At 63.5% G+C, this 18,139-nt stretch carries 17 protein-coding genes and 3 pseudogenes; 8 read left to right on the top strand and 12 right to left on the bottom strand.

Annotated features, from left to right (window positions below; genetic code table 11):
* Positions 1 to 90: 90 nt before the first annotated feature.
* Positions 91 to 579 carry a trans-aconitate 2-methyltransferase gene (locus J7E82_RS18440; RefSeq protein ID WP_214865269.1) on the bottom strand — a complete coding sequence of 163 codons (489 nt, stop codon included), beginning with the start codon at positions 577 to 579 and terminating at the stop codon, positions 91 to 93.
* 44 nt (positions 580 to 623) lie between these two features.
* Here J7E82_RS18440 and J7E82_RS18445 point away from each other — a divergent pair, with 44 nt between their 5' ends.
* Positions 624 to 830 (top strand): hypothetical protein, encoded by a 207-nt coding sequence (locus J7E82_RS18445; protein WP_214865310.1) that lies wholly within the window; start codon positions 624 to 626, stop codon positions 828 to 830.
* On the opposite strand, the pseudogene J7E82_RS18450 reads toward J7E82_RS18445, so the two are convergent.
* From J7E82_RS18450 to J7E82_RS18485, 8 genes and pseudogenes are all read right to left on the bottom strand, one after another.
* Positions 827 to 1,182 (bottom strand): annotated as a pseudogene (locus J7E82_RS18450) (IS110 family transposase); the annotation flags it as partial. The gene J7E82_RS18445 and the pseudogene J7E82_RS18450 sit on opposite strands and share 4 nt — an antisense overlap.
* 406 nt (positions 1,183 to 1,588) lie before the next feature.
* Positions 1,589 to 3,214, bottom strand: coding sequence for a DASS family sodium-coupled anion symporter (locus tag J7E82_RS18455; protein ID WP_214865271.1), 1,626 nt, complete (start codon positions 3,212 to 3,214; stop codon positions 1,589 to 1,591).
* A gap of 220 nt (positions 3,215 to 3,434) precedes the next feature.
* On the bottom strand, positions 3,435 to 4,595 hold the full coding sequence (locus J7E82_RS18460; protein WP_214865273.1) for a glycerate kinase: 1,161 nt from the start codon (positions 4,593 to 4,595) through the stop codon (positions 3,435 to 3,437).
* 1 nt (position 4,596) lies between these two features.
* Positions 4,597 to 6,069 carry a C4-dicarboxylate transporter DctA gene (gene dctA, locus J7E82_RS18465; protein ID WP_214865275.1) on the bottom strand — a complete coding sequence of 491 codons (1,473 nt, stop codon included), beginning with the start codon at positions 6,067 to 6,069 and terminating at the stop codon, positions 4,597 to 4,599.
* A 169-nt stretch (positions 6,070 to 6,238) separates the two neighbouring features.
* Positions 6,239 to 7,336, bottom strand: a complete 1,098-nt coding sequence (locus J7E82_RS18470) for a tartrate dehydrogenase (protein ID WP_214865277.1) — start codon at positions 7,334 to 7,336, stop codon at positions 6,239 to 6,241.
* A 142-nt stretch (positions 7,337 to 7,478) separates the two neighbouring features.
* Positions 7,479 to 8,384: a LysR family transcriptional regulator gene (locus tag J7E82_RS18475; protein WP_214865279.1), complete on the bottom strand. Its 906-nt coding sequence runs from the start codon at positions 8,382 to 8,384 to the stop codon at positions 7,479 to 7,481.
* A gap of 283 nt (positions 8,385 to 8,667) precedes the next feature.
* Complete coding sequence (locus tag J7E82_RS18480) at positions 8,668 to 8,835, bottom strand: hypothetical protein (protein WP_214865281.1); 168 nt, start codon at positions 8,833 to 8,835, stop codon at positions 8,668 to 8,670.
* A gap of 319 nt (positions 8,836 to 9,154) precedes the next feature.
* Positions 9,155 to 9,802, bottom strand: a complete 648-nt coding sequence (locus J7E82_RS18485; protein WP_214865283.1) for a class I SAM-dependent methyltransferase — start codon at positions 9,800 to 9,802, stop codon at positions 9,155 to 9,157.
* A 642-nt stretch (positions 9,803 to 10,444) separates the two neighbouring features.
* On the opposite strand from J7E82_RS18485, the pseudogene J7E82_RS21380 reads away from it, so the two are divergent.
* Positions 10,445 to 11,067: pseudogene (locus J7E82_RS21380) on the top strand (AAA family ATPase).
* A gap of 315 nt (positions 11,068 to 11,382) precedes the next feature.
* Positions 11,383 to 11,865, top strand: a complete 483-nt coding sequence (locus J7E82_RS18495; RefSeq protein WP_214865287.1) for a helicase C-terminal domain-containing protein — start codon at positions 11,383 to 11,385, stop codon at positions 11,863 to 11,865.
* A gap of 844 nt (positions 11,866 to 12,709) precedes the next feature.
* Here J7E82_RS18495 and J7E82_RS18500 read toward each other — a convergent pair.
* The 3 genes from J7E82_RS18500 to J7E82_RS18510 form a co-directional block, all read right to left on the bottom strand.
* A complete protein-coding gene (locus J7E82_RS18500) occupies positions 12,710 to 12,997 on the bottom strand; it encodes a hypothetical protein (RefSeq protein WP_214865289.1) in 288 nt (95 codons plus the stop codon).
* Between the two features lie 213 nt (positions 12,998 to 13,210).
* Positions 13,211 to 13,780, bottom strand: a complete 570-nt coding sequence (locus J7E82_RS18505; protein ID WP_214865291.1) for a helix-turn-helix domain-containing protein — start codon at positions 13,778 to 13,780, stop codon at positions 13,211 to 13,213.
* Positions 13,781 to 14,416: 636 nt separating this feature from the next.
* Positions 14,417 to 15,454 (bottom strand): hypothetical protein, encoded by a 1,038-nt coding sequence (locus J7E82_RS18510; protein ID WP_214865293.1) that lies wholly within the window; start codon positions 15,452 to 15,454, stop codon positions 14,417 to 14,419.
* Between the two features lie 420 nt (positions 15,455 to 15,874).
* Between J7E82_RS18510 and J7E82_RS18515 the strand changes: the two genes are divergently transcribed.
* The 5 genes and pseudogenes from J7E82_RS18515 to J7E82_RS18535 all read left to right on the top strand — a co-directional run.
* Positions 15,875 to 16,051 carry an AlpA family transcriptional regulator gene (locus J7E82_RS18515; protein ID WP_214865295.1) on the top strand — a complete coding sequence of 59 codons (177 nt, stop codon included), beginning with the start codon at positions 15,875 to 15,877 and terminating at the stop codon, positions 16,049 to 16,051.
* A gap of 37 nt (positions 16,052 to 16,088) precedes the next feature.
* Complete coding sequence (locus tag J7E82_RS18520) at positions 16,089 to 16,391, top strand: hypothetical protein (protein ID WP_214865298.1); 303 nt, start codon at positions 16,089 to 16,091, stop codon at positions 16,389 to 16,391.
* A 33-nt stretch (positions 16,392 to 16,424) separates the two neighbouring features.
* On the top strand, positions 16,425 to 16,652 hold the full coding sequence (locus tag J7E82_RS18525) for a hypothetical protein (RefSeq protein ID WP_214865300.1): 228 nt from the start codon (positions 16,425 to 16,427) through the stop codon (positions 16,650 to 16,652).
* A gap of 80 nt (positions 16,653 to 16,732) precedes the next feature.
* Complete coding sequence (locus tag J7E82_RS21385; protein WP_214865302.1) at positions 16,733 to 17,074, top strand: tyrosine-type recombinase/integrase; 342 nt, start codon at positions 16,733 to 16,735, stop codon at positions 17,072 to 17,074.
* Between the two features lie 636 nt (positions 17,075 to 17,710).
* Positions 17,711 to 17,929 (top strand): annotated as a pseudogene (locus J7E82_RS18535) (IS110 family transposase); the annotation flags it as partial.
* Between the last annotated feature and the right edge of the window lie 210 nt (positions 17,930 to 18,139).

Genomic DNA, 18,139 nt, shown 5'->3' on the forward strand with positions numbered 1-18,139 from the left:
GCATGTCCGCGCTTTGCACTGCTGTCTCCACACTCGGGTCTTCAGGGACGCTACTGGGGTCTTCCCCTGGAGCTGGACGCTCAACTGGCATTAGGTCGCCCGGGCTGAGAGCAGCAAGAACAACGGAACACGCCTTCTGCGCGACAACTCGGCTTCGTCTCCGCCGAATCGGCCAGGTTCCGGTTCGCACTCGCGCAGAGCTGTCAGGGTGAATCCTGCACCAATAAGCGCGCCCACATACTGTTCGACTGTCCGATGAAACCAGGTCACGGTGTCACCCATCCACGAGCGCTCCCGTGCTCCACCTACGAAGTAGTCATCAACCGTCCAACTTCCACGCGGCCGGTCCGGGGATGACTGCACGTCTGATGAGGTGATCACGGGGTGAAGAACTGAGAAGCACACCCTCCCGCCGGGGCGCAGTGCGGCACGGCAGGACCGCAGAACGGCGTCCAGGTCCTCAAGGTAGTGCAGTGCCATCCGCGAGACAACGAGGTCGACGCTCCCCGGAGGGACCTTGTCCTCGACCGAGGCGGATGAACAAATAGTCAGTATGCTGATCAGTTGCCGCGGGGGCACAATTTCGCCGGCATGGCCACTTCGGTCGTTCCGAGGTTCCTAGCATGAGTAGCGGTGATCCCCGGCAGGTAGCACTTTCCCTGGTGGAAACAGGTGACGTTTCCTTGTTTCGCCTCTGGCTTCACTACTGGCGTCAGGGCGGAAACGCGTGCGAGATGGAACTCGATGCCTTCATCCACGGCGTTCCTCTCCTGGACGCCGTGGAGGCGGACATCCTGAGCTGGGCTTTGGAGGTGCTTTCGTCGCCCTGAGCAGTAGAGCGCATCCTGGCCTGGTCCGCGATCACGGCGTCCTTGGCAGGTCTTGCCTTCGCTGCGGTAGATCCGAAAGGCGTGATGCACGGTCCGGCCGGGAATATAGAGGATGTTCTGGCCGTGACCGACGAGCAACGCAATCAGCAGCGCCGGTCCGCTGTGATTCAAGTCGGTCGCCCAGACCACCTGGCCCTCCGGCTGCGAGCTCGAGGACGCTGCCCAAGAGCTGGAGCAGGGCTGGTTCGTCGTTCGGGATTCGCTGTGAGAGCAGCCGGTTTCCGTCGGCGTCAATCACAACGCAGTGATGATGGGCTTTGCCGGCATCGATACCGTCCCATAGGTGCACCAAGAACAGCCTCCAGTCTGTTGGATGGGAAGAGCCCAGCAGATAACCGCGCCGTCGTGTCCTTATCCGGCGATCATGTCGCGTCACTCAATCAGCGGTCGGGTCATCGCGGGGTGGCCGGCGGCCAATCCTTCGAAGCCGTCACAAGCGAGCGTCCAGCCACAGCAACCGAAGCCATACCCACCTCCCCTGGGTAGCCACGACCCTACAACGGCCGCGGAACTTCACCCGGTAACAACATAAGGACAGCAGCCAAAAACGTCGCAGACACAGCAGGGCCAGGGCGGTAACGGAGCCTTCTCGCATTTCTCCGAACCGCTTCGCCAGCCTGTGGAACCGCGCTTTCCTGTTTAGCGAGGCGGCGAGTTCGGGGGCCTTTGGCGGAATCTCGGCCGGTGTCGTGGGTTTGCTATCTGCCGATACCGGTGATTCCCACCATGATCGGGAGGATGCTGATGATGAGGATCGCCCCCAGGATGTCGAAGCCGAAGCCTGTGCGCACCATCCGGGTGATGGGAACTGCGCCGGAGCCGTACACGATGGCGTTCTGCGGTGTAGACACCGGCAACATGAATCCGAATGAGGCGGCAAAGGTTGCAGCCAGGGCCGGCACGAAGGGGTCTACTCCCATGGCGACGCACAACGGGATGACGATCGGTACCACGACCGCGGCGGAGGCGGTGTTGCTCGTGGTTTCGGATATCAGGATCGCCAGGAGCGCCGAGAATGCTGTGATGGCCACGATGTTAGTGATCCCCAGGTTGTCAGCGGCAGCTTTTCCGATGGTCTCGGCCAGCCCGGTCGCGGAGAGCAGGGCGCCGAAGATGATGCCGGTGCCGAAGAGGATGATGGTTCCCCAGTCGATCTTCGCCGCGTCGGACCAGGTCAAGGTCGCGCGGCGTTCCTTCCAGTTGGTGGGGAGGATGAACAGCAGGGATGCGCCGATGACTGCGACGATGCCCTCGTCGAGGCGGTCATCCAGGAAGGCGTAAATGGCGGAGTCCGTACCGGCGGTGAGGCTCGCGAAGGCCGGGAGCAGCCAAAGAGTGACAGTCAGGCCAAAGGCGATGAGGGTATTGATCTCAGCACGGGACATCTTCCCTTGCCGGGCTTTTTGTTCCTGGATGAACTCGTCCACGCCTTCGATGCGGCGGATCTCCGGCTTGTTGAGCAGGAACATGATCAATGCCAGAACAGCGAACATGCCTGCGCAGATGGGCGCGGCTGTAGCGGTCCACTGAACGAAGTCGATCTTGGCTCCTGTGGCTTCCTCGATGAGTCCCCGGCCGATGAGGTTCGGAGGTGAACCAACAGGCGTAAGCAGGCCGCCGACACTGGCACCGTAAGCGAGCATGAGCATCAAGGCCGCACCAACCCGCAGGCGCAGGGGATCGAAGTCGGCTTTTACGACGCCGCGGTCCTGCATGAGCTGCGCGATGACGGCGAGGATGCCAAGAGCGGTGGGCATCAGCATGGCCACTGTCGCGGTGTTCGAGACGAACGCCGACAGAAGGCAGGTGATCACTCCGAAGGCAATAATGACGCGGTAGGTTGATTTGGCGACCCCCGGGATGGAGAGGACGGCGAAAGCCAGGCGCTGCGCTATCCCATGTTTGAGCATCGCCGCCGCCAATATGAACGCCCCGATAAAGGTGAAGATCGTGGTCGATCCGAAGGGTCTCAGCACTTCATTGGCCGGCGCGACTCCCAGCAGAACCACGGCTACGACGCCGATCAGTCCGCCAACAGGGATAGGTACCGGTTCACAGATCCACAGGATGATCACACCCAGCAGGACGGCCGCGAGCAATTGCTGTGTACGATCCATGCCGGTAGGCAGGAGCGCGAAGATCAGTGCTGCTGCAGGAGCCAAAAAGAAGCCGAGCGTCTGACGTGCCCGTTCGAACTTTTCCTCCCGCGGCGATAGTTTCTGCTCGCTCAGGCTGCGGAACGTTTTACCGCCCAGCAGGGCGGCGCGGACGTCCGTCTGCTCAGGATCGCTGGGCGTGGCTGATGCGGTTAGATCTCTGGACATCCTCGTCCTTCCGTCGTAGGGGTTGAAACCACTGTGCTCTGGTGAATGGAAGCACGTCCAAGACTTGTTGCCTACTATCCGGATAGGAAAAAACCAATCCGAACATAAACAGGAGACTCGCCACCAAAACCGGTGAGCGCGACCCAACGGGTGCCCGAAGTAAAGGGTGCCCGCCCGGGCTACCCCCTGGGCGGGCACTTCTGTTTCCTGCGGCAGGTCGCTACAGGAGGCTTGTTGCGATGTCTTTGCCGATCTGCCGGAGCAAGGTGGCGGACAATTCGGGATCTTTCGAGGAGTCCTGGTCGGTGTAGTCGGCCAAGGTGTATACCCGGGTCAGGGCCATATCGGACCAACGCTCCCTGGGAAGCAGGGACCTCCCGGCGACTGCGATGATCCGGCGGGTTCCGGCCCGGCGTGCGACCGCAGCGGGAAGCTTGCCGGCCGGGGTCTGTTCGTCGATGCTGCCCTCTCCGGTGATGACCACGTCGCAGCTGTCCTTGCGGGCGTTGAAGTCGAGGAGGTCCAGGAAGTAGTCGGCGCCTGAAACCTGCCGTGCCCCCAGGAGCAGGCAGGCGTAGCCGATGCCGCCGGCGCTGCCCGCGCCTTCGTGCTCAGCCAGGTCAGCAGCGCCGGGGAAACCGGCCTCGGCCAATTTCGCGACGAAGTGCTCAAGACCTGCGTCGAGGCTAGCAACGTCCTCGGCGTCCGCGCCCTTCTGCGGGCCGAAGACCGCCGGGGCGCCATTGGGACCAAGAAGCGGATTGTGGACATCGCTGGCCACGATGAGTTCTGTATCGGCCAGCTCCGGCAGCGCAGTCCGGTGGATGGAGTGAATCTGGCTGAGGGCCCGGCCGCTGCCGTAGAGCTGGCGGCCGTGGGTGTCGCGGAAGCTGTAGTCCAGGGCGGCGAGCATTCCCATGCCGCCGTCGGTGCTGGCGCTTCCGCCCAGCGCCAACACGATCCTTGCAGGGGCAAGGCTGAGGGCGAACAGGATGGCCTCGCCGAAACCCCGGCTGGAGGCGTTGAGGGCTTCCAGCCTGCCTTCCGGCAGGAGCGCCAGGCCGCAGGTGTTGGCGACCTCGACGACGGCGGTTTCGCCGTCGAAGGCGATGCTCGCCTGGACCGGCTGGCCGGTGGGGCCTGCCAGGGTGTAACTGCGGCGGGTGAAGCCGGCCGCGACGGCGGCGTCGACGCTGCCGTCGCCGCCGTCTGCCAGGGGTAGCAGTTCGCACTGGACCGTCCCGGCCGTGCCGGGCACATCAGCGGCGGAGCGAAGTCCTGCTGCCAGGGCCTGTGCTACCTCGCTGGCGGTAAGGCTGCCCTTGAACTTGTCAGGGGCGATGAGGGTCCGCACGGTTTTCGGGGCAGTGGTGCTGGTCATGTCAGACGGTTTCCGAGTAGGCGGGGCGGCGGTCAGCAGACGGTGACGGTTCGGCGTCGGCAGCATGCCGCGGTGCCGGATCCCCGGCTTCCGGGTGCTTGGGAGAGTGGTGGCCGTACTCCGTCAGGTCCTCATCAAGGTCGGCGACCTCATCGAGATGGACGGGATCCTCAGTGGGCATCGGCTCCACGACCTCGCCGTTGAAGACGCGGCGGGCGCGGTCGGCGTCCAGGCTCCGGTCCCACCAGGCGATGAACAAAGTGGCCACGGCGTTGCCCGTGAAGTTCACGATGGCACGGCATTCGGACATGAACTTGTCGATACCGAAGATGAGCATGATGCCGGCCGCCGGAATGGTGCCGATAGTGGTCAGCGTGGCGGTCAGGGCGATGAAACCGCCACCGGCAACGCCCGCGGCGCCCTTGGAGGTCAACAGCATCACGGCAAGCAGGCCCAGCTGCTGGCCGATGCTCAGGTCCGTGTTGGTGGCCTGGGCGATGTACAGGGCAGCAAGGGACAGGTAGATAGCGGCGCCGTCCAGGTTGAAGCTGTAACCGGTGGGGACGACGAGCCCGACGCTTTCCTTCTTCACGCCGGCGTGCTCAAGCTTGCGCATCAGGCCGGGCAGCGCCGGTTCGGCGGTGGAGGTGCCCAGGATGAGCAGGTATTCCTCTTTGAGGTGGCGGATCATCTTGAAGATGTTCAGCTTCAGGAACGCCATGACGGAGCCGAGAACCACGACGATGAACACGATGGACGTGATGTAAAACAGCGCGATCAGGCCGCCCATGCTGGTAAGGGAGGACACGCCGTACTTGCCGACCGCGAACGCCATGGCCCCGAACGCGCCGAGCGGTGCGGCCTTCATGATGAAGCTCAGGATCTTGAACATGACCCCGGTCAGCCGCTGCACGCCTTCCAGCACAGGGGCGCCGACCTTGCCCATGGCGTTCAGCGCGATGCCGAAGATGACGGCGATGAAGATGATCTGCAGGATGTCACCCTCAACGAAGGGTCCCACCATGCTTTCGGGGATGATGTGCGTGAGGAACTGCCACCATTCCTGGTTCTGGCCGGTGTTGATCAGTTTCTCAGCGGACTCGGACGTCTCGATGGTGCTGGCATCGGCGTTGACGCCGTCACCGACGCGGAACAGGTTGATGGCGACCAGGCCGAAAACCATGGCGCAGATGGTGCCGATCTGGAAGTAGGTCAGGGCCTTCAGCCCGGTCATGCCCACCTTTTTCAGGTCGGCGACGCTGGCGATGCCGCCCACGATGGTGAGGAAAACGATGGGGCCGATGAGCATCTTCATCGAGTGCACAAAAGTAGTACCGATCGGCTCCATGGCGATGCCAAAGGAGGGGCTGAGCCAGCCGACGACGATGGCCGTCAGTACCCAGAAGTACAGCTGCCGGTACCAACGCGTTTTGGTGGCCGGCGACGCGTTACCGGCGGTGGTGATGTGGTCCATGATTCCTACCTCATTGTGGAATGTCGCTGGAGTACTGCTGAAAAAAGAGTGTGGTGACGTACGACGGCGGCCGCGGGGCCGCCGTCGTACACTTTGATAAGTGCGGTATAAGCGGCGTCCCGAGGGTCCCAACGCGAGCTTGCGAGCGTTGGGAAGGGACCTCCGCGGGTTAGACGGCTGCGAGCTTGCCGGTCAGGGCCTTGATGATGGCTTCGGTGACGTCTTCGGTGTTTGCTTCGCCGCCGATGTCGCGGGTGAGGTAGCCGGCGCCGGTGGTCTGCTCGATGGCGGCCTCAACCTTGCGGGCTTCCTCGTGCAGGCCGAAGTGGTCCAGCATGAGGGCGGCGCTGGCGATCGCACCGATCGGGTTGCTGATACCCTTACCGGCGATGTCCGGGGCGGAGCCGTGTACCGGTTCGAACATGGACGGGAAGCGGCGCTCCGGGTTCAGGTTGGCGCTGGCTGCCAGGCCAAGGCTGCCGGCCAGTGCCGAGCCCAGGTCGGAGAGGATGTCCGCGTTCAGGTTGGAAGCAACCACCACGGAGAGGTCCTCAGGCTTGAGGATGAACTTGGCACTCATGGCATCGACCAGGACGCTTTCGGTCTGCACGTCCGGGTAGTCCAAGGCTACGCGGTTGAAGACTTCGTCCCAGAGCACCATGCCGTACTGCTGGGCGTTGGACTTCGTGACCGAGGAAACCTTCTTCACCGTGCGGGTCCGAGCCAGGTCGAAGGCGAAGCGCATGATGCGCTCACAGCCCTTTTCCGTGAACAGGGCGGTCTGCAGTGCCACCTCGTTGCCCGGGCCGCGGCCGCTGAGGTTCCGGCCGCCCAGGCCCGCATATTCGCCTTCGCTGTTCTCGCGAACAACCACCCAATCAAGCTCGGTGTTGTCGGCCTTGCGCAGCGGGGACTGCACTCCGGGCAGGAACTTCACCGGGCGGATGTTGGCCCACTGGTCAAAGTTCTGCGTGATGTTCAGGCGCAGGCCCCAGAGGCTGATGTGGTCCGGGACGTTCTCCCAGCCGACGGCGCCGAAGTAGATGGCGTCGTAGTCCTTCAGCGCGTCCAGGCCCTTCGGGTCCATCATCTTCCCGGTTTGGGCGTAGTACTCAGAACCCCAGGGGAACTCGGTCCAGTCAAAAACGAACTTGCCGCCGGAGTTTTCGGCCAGGGCATCCAGGACGCGGCGGCCAGCCGATACAACTTCCTTGCCCACGCCATCTGCGGGGATTGAAGCGATGCTGAATTCCTGGGTGGCGCTCATGTGCTGTGTCTCCTCGTTGAGTGTGTTGCAGTGTTTGCCTGTTAGCAGGGTCACACCGTTCCTTCCTCTTCAAGTAGACGGGCTGCGGTCCTGCGGCGTCCAAGACCAAGATTCGATCCGGTAAATAGGCGCAGCCTATGAATTACTCCGAGGGCCGCTCGGAGCCCACCACATGCAGCTCGGCAACCTTCAAAAATGCCTTAGCGGCGGGAGTGAGGTCTTCTTTACGGCTCAGGATTGCCACCTCGAGATGTGAGACCGGCTCAATGAGAAGGGTCCGCAGTCCGGATTTATGCGCCAGCGGCGCCCAGGAGGACGGCATGACGGCGTGCCCGACGCCGGCAAGGACAAGCGGCAAGATCGAGGTCCGATGCGCGACCTCAACGACGATCTCCGTGTCCACGCCGCGGGCTAAAGCGTCATCGACCAGCCAGCGCATCAGAGACCCGCGCCGGCTTGCAATCAGCCGGTGGCCACCCAGATCTTCCCGCTGGATGGCCGTCCCGGGCCTGAAGGTATCGGCCTGCGGGTTCACAATCAGTATCAGCGGCTGACGCTCCAGCTCAAGCACCTGGACGCCCGGTACCCGGATCGGGGTGGGTGATCCCGCCAGCCCAATTTCCGTGCTGCCGCTGCAGACAGACTCAATGACTTCCTCCGGAGTGAAGGCAGCGCTGACATTCAACCGGACGGAGGGGTGCAAGCGGGTGAAGCCGGCGATCATCGACGTCAGCGGCTCAATGCCCGGGGACGGCATTGTGATGATGTCCAACCTGCCACTGCGGATACCCCTCAGAGCCTGAACCGCGGACTGTGCAGCGTCCAAGTCCCGCATAACCAGCCGGGCAGGACCCACCAGTTCCTGACCCGCTTCGCTAAGAACAGCGCGCCGACCGATCCTGTGGAACAGAGGCACCCCCAAATCCCTCTCTAAACTCGCAATGGTCTGCGAAAGGGACGGCTGCGCAATAAGCAGATGTTCCGCCGCGCGATTGAACCCGCCGTGATCTACAACGGCCAAAAAATACTTCAGCTTCCGGGTATCCACTCAAGCTCCTAAACCAGCAGTCCATTGGCTTCCTGCAACCGGTCAGGGAAACGACCAGAGGCTTGCCGCGCTGAAGCACTAGATAGCCTACGCCTATCAGACTCATTGCAACCAAGTCTTGGACGCCCGCTCAGAACAGGGGCTGTAATGGGAGGGACAGGCCAGGCACCCGTGACGGGCTTCTGCCGTGTCCGAGATTCTACTGCTCGGCCGTAAAGGAACGGCATCGGTTACTTGCCTCCGCACCATTGGATCCGCTCACCATTTCTAGCAAGCCCGGAAGCTACACCATGGACATTGCCCGAACCGTCACGTCGTACCCTGTGAGCTGGTGCTCTCCCCGGAAGGAGGTCACGAGCTGGCGTGAGTTAGCGCCTGGAGACGCCGTTGTCCTGCTGACCTCAGATAAGCGCAATGCCCGGATTGTGGGAAAAGTGGAATTTCCACTCACGGCTCATTCCTATGGCTGATCCAGGACAAATTCGCGAGAGGCAACACCTGGCGCTCGGATCAACCAGCAGGCCGCTACTCGTCCCCACCACCGCGGCACGGCGAAGCCCCCGTGCAATGGCCATTGGTTTCTGCCCATCGGCGGCCAGTTGATCTCGGCCGGTTCCCAGCGCTGGGCGAGCCTGACAGGCCTGAATCTGGAACAGCTCGTGGACGTGGACCGGATGCCCATCGCTTCCGCCCTGCCCACAGCCAGGACCAGTAGCAGCTTGCCGACCACTGCCTCCGCCTGGCTGGAACAGTCACAACTGGGCCCATCCTCAATGGTCTCCATACGTGTCGTGCTTGTGGGCAAGTATCCGAAAGACGATGCCGCCTGGTCCGCCCCGCTGGACTTCTGTAATGGTGAAGCCCGCGCTCGTCAGGTACGGCACAGGATCACGGGTGAGATGGTCGGCGCTGACGCGGATGCTCAGTGGTTCGATCGCCCGCATAACGGCGCGACCCAGGGCGCGCGTGGAACGCCCGTGTTCGGCCAGGACGAATACCCCGCCCGAGCGGAGTATTCGGTAGGCCTCACGGCTGGCGGCCAGCGGATCGGGGATGGTGCAGAACGTGAAGGTGGAAAGGAAGGTGTCGGCGCTTTCCGACGGTAGGTCCAGGGCCTGCGCGTCGCCGTGACGCAACTCGACGCGGTCGATTCGCTTTTCCGCTACGCGTCTGTGGGCGATGGCGAGCATCTTCTCGGAGAGGTCAACCCCGGTCACATGCTTAACCCCCGGGCCGTACAGCGGGAGGTTCAGACCCGAACCCACCCCTATCTCGATTACTGCCCCGTGGGCCATCGACACGGCCCAAGCCCGGGCTCCAACGGCGACATAGCGCTCGAAGAAGCCCATCCACCGGTCATAGAGGCGGGCAATCTTGTTGAAGGCTTTCGTGACGTCTTCGCTGCTGGGTTGGTGCACATCAACCTCCCGGAAAAACGTGTGGTTCGATCGTAACTGGGAGGTGGGTAAGAAAGCCGGAAAGCGCCTGGGAAAGATCGACGTTCTATCAAGGGTTCGGCTTACGCGACGCCGAAACCGCCATTCCCAACTATGAATTAACCGCCAGTCTCAATCACCAGTCACACGCACTTCTCAAATCTACTTGTTCTCGAAATCGTTCCTTATCAATAATGCTTTTTGGAGGCTGCGCTCCCGCCGGACCGGCTGGCCGCCGTCGCTGCGCTCACCCGGGACCGGGTGGCTGCCAAACGCGCCACCTGGGACCGATGGAACCTGCTGGCAGAAGCCGAACGGGTGTGCGCCGCAATCCGCTGCAGGACGCCACGAGACCGCACCGTGATGATTGACGCCGTCGCCACCGCCGCCGAGACCCAATCAGTCCCGCTCAAAGAGTACCGTTACAGCGTCCCCGCTAACGCGCTGCCCCATCTGCGCCGTGGCGCCCAAGGCGTCTTCGACTTCCATGGATCGCGTCTCTATACCGACGCCGCGACCCTCGCCTCCGAGGAGGCGGTGATGGCGGCAAGGGACGACGACGGCGGCCCTGCCATCCGCGCGACCGCCGCCATGGAAGCACTCGCCAGCTATAAACACCATGGCATGTTCGGGCTGCACTCCGACCAACGCGCGGCCGCTTCCGAAGTGCTGCTGAGCGGCAACCGGCTCGACGCCGTCGTCGGCCCGGCCGGCACGGGCAAGACGACCACACTCGGCGCCGTTAAGGCTGCATGGGAATCGGAATTCGGAACCGGGAGCGTGGTCGGTTTGGCCCCCGCTGCGGCGAGCGCCGAGGTTCTTGGGCGGGAGTTGTCGATGGTCACCGAGAATGTCGCGAAGTGGCTTTACGAGTCCGTGGGCAGGGGTGCGAGTCAGCGGGCTGAGCGGTTCTTCGCCGCCGAGGAGCGCCTCGTTAATTCTGGGGCTGCAAATACCCCACTGGCGCAGGAAGCTACTCGCCTGGCCGCCGAGCAGAACCGGTGGCGGTTCCATCCGAATCAGCTGGTCGTCGACGACGAAGCTTCCATGGTGTCCACCCTGCAGTTGTCGGCCCTGGTGCACCAAGCCGGGATGCGGGCGCCAAAGTTCTCTTGGTCGGTGATCCGGCCCAACTGGATGCCATCGATGCCGGCGGCGTGCTCGGCTGGCTGGACCGGCAAGGCAAAACCGCCAGACTGAGCACCATTTGCGATTCGAGCACGCCTGGGAACGGGACACCTCGCTGAAACTTCAAGAAGGGGACTTCGCCGCGGTCGATGAATACGCCGTGCATCAGCGGATACGGCATGGCGCCTATCTCGACATGGTCGACCAGGCCTACCTGGCTTGGCAGCACGACATCGCTGCGGGAAAATCGTCCATTCTTATTGCCGCGGACAATGAGACCGTCAGCATCCTCAACGAACGGGCCCAGGCGGACCGTGTGATCCAAGGTTCCGTGGATGGAGAGCGGACAGCATTCTTAAGCGACGGGCAGTGGGCCGGCCGCGGCGACAATGTCATCGCCCGCCGAAACGACCGGACCGCTAGGGACAGCCACGGTGACTTTGTTCCGCAATGGCATCCTCCTCGACGTCGTACGCGTTGGAAGCCGCAATGGCTCTTTAGAAGCGGTGCGCAGGGACACCGGAGCGACCGTCACGCTGCGCCGGGATTATGTTGATTCCGCGGTCGAGCTGGGTTATGCGACGACGGCCCACCGCTTCCAGGGCATCACCGTCGATGCCGGACACACCGTGGTCACGCAGGGTCGGCTCACGCGTGAGCTGTTGTACGTGAGCATGACCCGGGGCCACGGAGGCAACCACGTGGACATCAGCGAGAATGAACCCGGCCATGACGAGCCCCTCGACCCGCCCGCGCAGGGCTCCTGGAGGGAAATCCTGTGCGAAGTCCTGGCCGCCGAAGGTGCCGAGCGAACCGCCCACGAAGTCCAGGCGTCCGAGCGGTTGAGTGCCGACAGCCTGGAACGGCTCAACGCTGAATACGCTACCTCACTCAAATTGCCGCAGCCGAGGACCTGAAGGGGCTCCTCCAGGAACACGCGCCGGGGCTCATTGAGCAGTTGCAGCAATCTCGGTCATGGGGCGCGGTCCTGGCAGCTTGGCGCCGAGCCACCGGGATCAGCCGTCCGGGCGCACAGCGGACTGTCACAACGTCTCTGGAAACCAGCGCGGGCGCGAAAGATGTCGCGGCCATCATGCACACTCCCGGCTCCTTAACTTCGCGTCCCGAATGCCCGTAGATGGACGAGCGCCACCCTCAAGCCCATTCACACGGATCGGCCGGACCTCGTCAGCATGATCAATCAAGTAACGGAACGGATCAAACGCAGGGCGGTTACCGTCACCAGAGCTGAGCTTATGGAGGGCACCGAATGGAAACGGAACCTGCTTGAGGCTCTTCCACCGAATGTGGGCGTGGAAGACACCAGCCGTCTGATCGGCAGGGTTGCTATCTACAGGGACAGATGGGGCATCGGCGACTCACCCCTCCCACTGCGACCTGCACCAGCAGATTATGAGTGGGAACGGAAATCGCAACACGGCAACATCCAAGGCCTCATTAACCAGGCTGCCTCCCATCCCATCCGGCAACAACAGCCTGGCCCGTGGCCGGAAGCGGTAACGGGGCAACCCAGCCCCATCAATGTCGGCTGGCAACTATGAACCAAGAGCCAGAACATCCATGACCACGAATCCAGTCATCAACATTTGCCTGCGCGCAGCGGTTACGATCTGTGCAGCGTGGCGCCTCGTGGAGCCCCGTGCCATTTCCTTCTCGCACTCAGAGGGCAGCGCAGGACGATGGTGCTCACTCGCAACGTCTAGTTTGCACCGTCCTGCCCCATGGCCTCGGAAGCGATGATCACCGCGTCCTCGCGATCCGAGCGCGTGTAGCAACATCGTCGTCGCCGTAAAGCTCCTCAGCGATGCGTGCAGCCTCCTCGGGCCGGACGATGCCGAGTCTTCGGATAAGGTGCCGGATATCGGGTTGGTCGCGGTCGCGGGCCGCGCTGAGCTTCATGGCGAGCAGCGTCTCGGGCGAGGCCACCTTGGCATCGATGGCTGCGCCGAGGTCGATCTCGATCCACTTGGCCCCGGACGGTATCCAAGCCGCCGCGGAGGAGTTCAGCCAGCCCAAGTGGCAGGTCAAACTCCTCCGCCATCTCCGCGGCCACGGACTCGACTTCCGCGGCGGGGGCGTACAAGGCGTCGATGTCCTTGGTCCGGCGCCGAGTGCTGCCGGTGAAAGCCACCGCCGCCCCGCCTACGAGCCTGACATCTGCCCGGATCCCGGGCGCGTCGAGACGGCGCCCGAGTTCGGTGAGCAGCGCTGCGACCTCTTCCCGGCCGAACTCCCTGCTCATCAGGCCGCGAACGATTTGTCGTTGAGGAAGATGTTGAAGTCGGCGAACTCCTTGGGCGTTCGCCTGACGGTGAGCTGTCGGTAGGCGTCACTGATCCTTCGAACGCCCTCGGCCGGGAACCAAGGCTGCACGAGGCGAGAGCCCCAGCGGGGCTTGACCTTGCTGCCGCGGAGAGCGATACGGGCCCCCGCCGCAAGGAGGGCGTCCCAGCGCAGGTCTCCCGTAGAGCGTGGCTTCCTCAGCCTCGTGGGCTCCATGGCTTGCAGGCGCTTGAACGCATCGAGGGCGAGCCGGAGTGTGAAGTCGATGTCGCCGTTCGAGAGCTCGTCGCGGACGGCCTCAGCGGCCTCGTCGAGGACCGACTGCGGCGTGGGGGCTGGCGCCTGCCACGTCAGGCCGAGGACTGCTGCGACGCGCAGCGCGGGGCCAAGCTCGGCAGTGTCCTTGCCTGCTTCGAGTTCGCCGACCAGCTTCCGCGACACGCCACCGCGGCGCGCAAGCTCCAGTTGGCTGAGGCCCGCCTGGATGCGGGCACCGCGAATCGCCCTCCCGAGGTCCAATGCGTTCATGATCGCCGCCACACCAACATTATGCCACCGCACGGTTACATAATGAAGCCTGAGGGCACCAGCGAGGCTGGCTCTGACGGCGCCGCAACATGGTCCTCGACCGCATCATTCACACGCCCTCCGGGCGGCCCCGCTTCGGCCCCGCACTAATGTTTGGGGTCCTCAGACCAAGCCAGCCCCGTTCGAGAACTTCGAGGGATCCTTGAGCACTTGGTTGAGGGTCTCCACCGGCACAGCGACGTACTGGCCGCCGGCGTAGGCCACGCCCACAATCTTTCCCGATGAATCGAACGACTGGGCTGCCCGAGCTGCCGCGCTCGATGGGCGCGTTAATGTACATCATCTGCAGCGGTGACAAGCCCAAGGGGTCCCGCCGTACCGCAGCACGCAGCAGCTCGTGGTGGTGAGTTCGTCGCCCGGCGGGTACCCGATCGCCGTCACCGCCGCGTCGACCGGCGGGTTCGAAACCGCGAACTGGAGCTGGGCCGGGAGCGATTCCTTCGTCCAGACCAGAGCTAGGACGGCTACAACGGCCGCGCCGACCGCAGTTGCTCGAGGGATGCGGCGGTCAAACCGCGGCTGGCCCATCGCCTCAGTGCCCAGCACGCTCGAGCCCCCGACGTGCGAGCCGGGGCGTCAGATCCAGCCGTCTGGGACGCCCGGGAAGCTACCGTCCCTGTGCACCGCGATCATCTGGGCGGCGCTCATCCCCCTCAGGTATCCCTCGGCGGCCTGCGCGGCGGTGATCCCCGCGTCGGCGAGCCTCATCAGATCGTGCTCGTTCAGCGGGGCTGACGGCCTTGCCGCCCCCGAGGCAAGGGCCAGGACCTCCGCACCGAACAGGATCAGCCGCCGCTCGAAGTCGAGACGGCGCCTCTCGCGGTGGGCGATACGCGAGAGGTCGTTGGCAAGCCTCATGGTGCGGGCATCCCGTGGGATCTGCGCGGCCAAGTCAGCACCGTGCCGGACGGCGAGCCGGTAGACCCCTTCCTTGACCTCGTTCGGGGTCTCCCTGCCGATCCTGAACCGCTCGATCCAGCCGCTGATGTCCTCGGCCCGGACCCGCTGATCTGCGTCCGACTTCAGGCTGGCCAGCAGCCCACTGAGGGTGCCCTCGTTGTCCTCGGCGTCGAGGAACCGCGAGATGCCTATCTGGAGGATGTCTCGCAGGTCGATCCTGCGCTCCTGCACGGCGACCCACACCGTCTGGTTCCTCCGGAGCTTGCCAAGCAAGTCCTCGCCCAACTTCTCCCCGAAGCCCTCGGCGTCGTCGTAGAACGACACGGGGGCGTGCTGAAAGCGGTCGAGCACTTCCGAAGGCATCGCTGCCCAGCGGAGCGCCACCTCCGCGACATCGTGGTTGTCCTCGACGAGATCGTCGAGCCCTTGCTCTTCGAGGAACGCAACGGCCTCGTCTGCCGTGGTGATCCCCGCATCGAGCAGGGCCACGGCTGTCTCCGGGGACGCCACGGAGAGGACCTCGCAGAAGTTGTATGGAGTGGCCGTGAACTCGAACTCGGCCTTGCGCCCCCCGCGGTTGCTGCGCTTGGCGAGGGCGTCCAGCAGGCTGTTGCTGCTCGGCAGGTCGCGGGCGTACGTCTCCACAACGCGGCGGTGCACGTCATAGGACGGAGCGTCCGGGAACCTCCGCCCCGGCACGGGATCGCTGCCCATACGTCCGAGCCTAGACCTTTCCCGCGGCGTCGGGGGTCCTGGGAACGGGAACCCCAGGGACGGGCTCGAATGTAGCTCGAGGGCGGGCGACCCGGAGCTGGCAGCTAATCCGCATTGTTTCGCCGGCATCGGCCTTGACATCCGCCTTGGCTCGACCAGGAGGACCAAACCGTCAACCGACAACTCCTCCCGTGCCGCCTCACCGATGCGCACCCTAGTACTAAACCCACAGCGGGATGGCACTGCCGGACTGGGTGGCCTGTGGCTGCTCGTACGACAATGTGCTTTCCTGCTGCAGGCCACGACTAGGGCGACAAGCTTTCCCTATCCGTCATGCCGTCTAGCTCTTCCGTTCCCATGAACAAGGAACACAGCTGGCATTTCGGCCGGCGATCAACCGCGGGCACAAGGGAGACTCTGATGAACAACACGCCAGAACTAAGCACAGCCCAGGCCGCCGAAGAAGAGTGGCTGACCCCGAAAGAGATCTGCGCCCAGCTTCGGATTCCTGAACAGACCTTCTACCAGTGGCGGGTGAAGCACCTCGGCCCTCGCGCATACCGAATCGGTACGGCATCTCCGAATCAGCCGGAGTGACTTCAATGCGTGGTTGTCCTCTCATTTGGAAGCCTAGATGTCGCCCAGGCCCCCACTTCCGCTCGGCACCTGGGGCAAGATCCGCCGCCAGAGAGTTGCAAGCGGCAGATGGCACGCTACAGCGAGGTACCGCGACACGGATGGAGTCACCCGCGCTGTTGAAGCCTGGGGAGACACCGGCGCTGCCGCGGAGCGGGCCCTCGTGACCATGCTCAAGGACCGACAGGCACCGACTAAGTCCGAAATTACGCAAAGCATGCGCCTTTCGGAGCTTGGCGCGCTTTGGTTCGCCGAAATTGAAAGCAACGGACGCGCTGGCCGTCGGATGATCGACGGATAGAAGGACACATACGACCGCGTCATAGCACCTGCTTTGTCAGGACTGCGCCTGACCGAACTCACTACCGGCCGACTCGACCGCTTCCTGAAAAGCGTTGCCTTCGCTCACCCCGCCACTGTGCGGCATTCAAAGATCGTTCTCACCGGAATCATCGGACTCGCCGCCCGCCACGATGCCCTGCACAGTAATCCGACCCGCGACGTCGGACCGATCAAGCTCGCGGCAAAGAATGTCAAGCCCTTTCAATCACGGATGTTGTGAGGCTCCGAAAGGTCACCCGCGAGTGGCAAGATGACGCGTCCCACCAAGGACGGCCACGGGCATCAGATTTGTTCGATGTCGTGGACATCTTCCTGGCAACGGGTGCACGCATTGGCGAGGTCCTAGCCATCCGGTGGAAGGATATCGATCTGCAGGCCAAGCTTCCGACCATTACAATCTCCGGGACAGTCATCGTGGAAGGGGGCCGAACCGCCTACAGGCAGGAGCACCCCAAAACCAAAGCTGGTTTCAGGACCATGAAGTTGCCCCAATTTGCTGCGGAAACACTCAAGCGCAGGTGCGCGGCGGAGCGACCCAACCCCGAAGACATGTTGTTCCCCTCGTCGACCGGAACGCTCCGGAGCCCGCACAACTTCCGTAGGCAGTGGCGGGACGCACGAGCAGGCTCTGACTACGAGTGAGTAACCCCACACGTGTTCCGAAAGTCGGTGGCAACGCTTATCGACCAGGAATACAAGGCGAAACATGCCGCGGCCCAGTCGGCCATTCAGGAACCGCCATCAAGGAAAAACACTACATTGCCAAGGCCACAGAATCCCCTGACCTCACTGCCGCGCTCGAACGGTTTGGCAGCCAGGAACCTTACAACGGTCCCACCGAGTAAAGCTCGGTGCGGACCTCCCCGCCCCACCGCCAAACCCTCAATGACCGTCATCGCCTGCCATGGATTTTCAGCTGAAAACGTCGGGTAAACGTCGGGTTGGCCCCAAAACAGGCACGAAGAAGGCCCTCCGTCACAACGTTTCCGCAAGTCAGCAATGCGGCGCCTCCGGCTCACCATGGTGAGCGAAGATTCGGGGGGCGTCGCGTTCTGCTGTGGTCACGCGGTGACCGGCGGTGTGAGACTGGTCGTGTTCGTTGCGGTCGACCCCGAATCCTCTGTAGTGCTTCGGAGCCTGAAGGTCAGCATGGGGGTGGAGGGCTTCCACGGGAACCGTGGATTGGTGCCTTCGAGCCCGAGCGTCAGACTTCTGAATCTCCCTGCCCTCCCCGCGACGGACACCGAATGATCCGTCGAGGGGAAGCAGGTGGCAGTGATGGAAGTGGTACATCGCCGGTGTGTTGGTCTGGACGTGTCCAAGAAGGACGCCAAGGTCTGCGTCCGGGTCGCCGGGGCTGGTCGTCGCAAGACTGTTGAGACGGTCACGACGTGGGGCTCGACCACGAACCAGGTCCTGGCTTTGCGTGAGTATCTAATCGCCGAGCGGGTCACCTGTGCGGTGATGGAGGCCACCGGGGACTACTGGAAGCCGTTCGTGCGCCACGAGGCGCTTGGAATCGAGTGGGGGTGAAAGGACCCCGCCGCTGGTCAGTCGCAGCTGGCCGGTGAAGCTGGGAGGCAGCCTGGTCCGGGGAACGCCGGGGAAGGCGGGAGCAGCCTCCGACAACGTACGGGACGGGTTGGGACTGTCAGACGGCCCGGGTCCGGCAAGCATTGAAGGAAAGGCGTACGAGAGGAACCGGCG

This window comes from Arthrobacter sp. ISL-30 (genome assembly GCF_018613855.1).
Classification (GTDB): Bacteria; Actinomycetota; Actinomycetes; order Actinomycetales; family Micrococcaceae; genus Arthrobacter.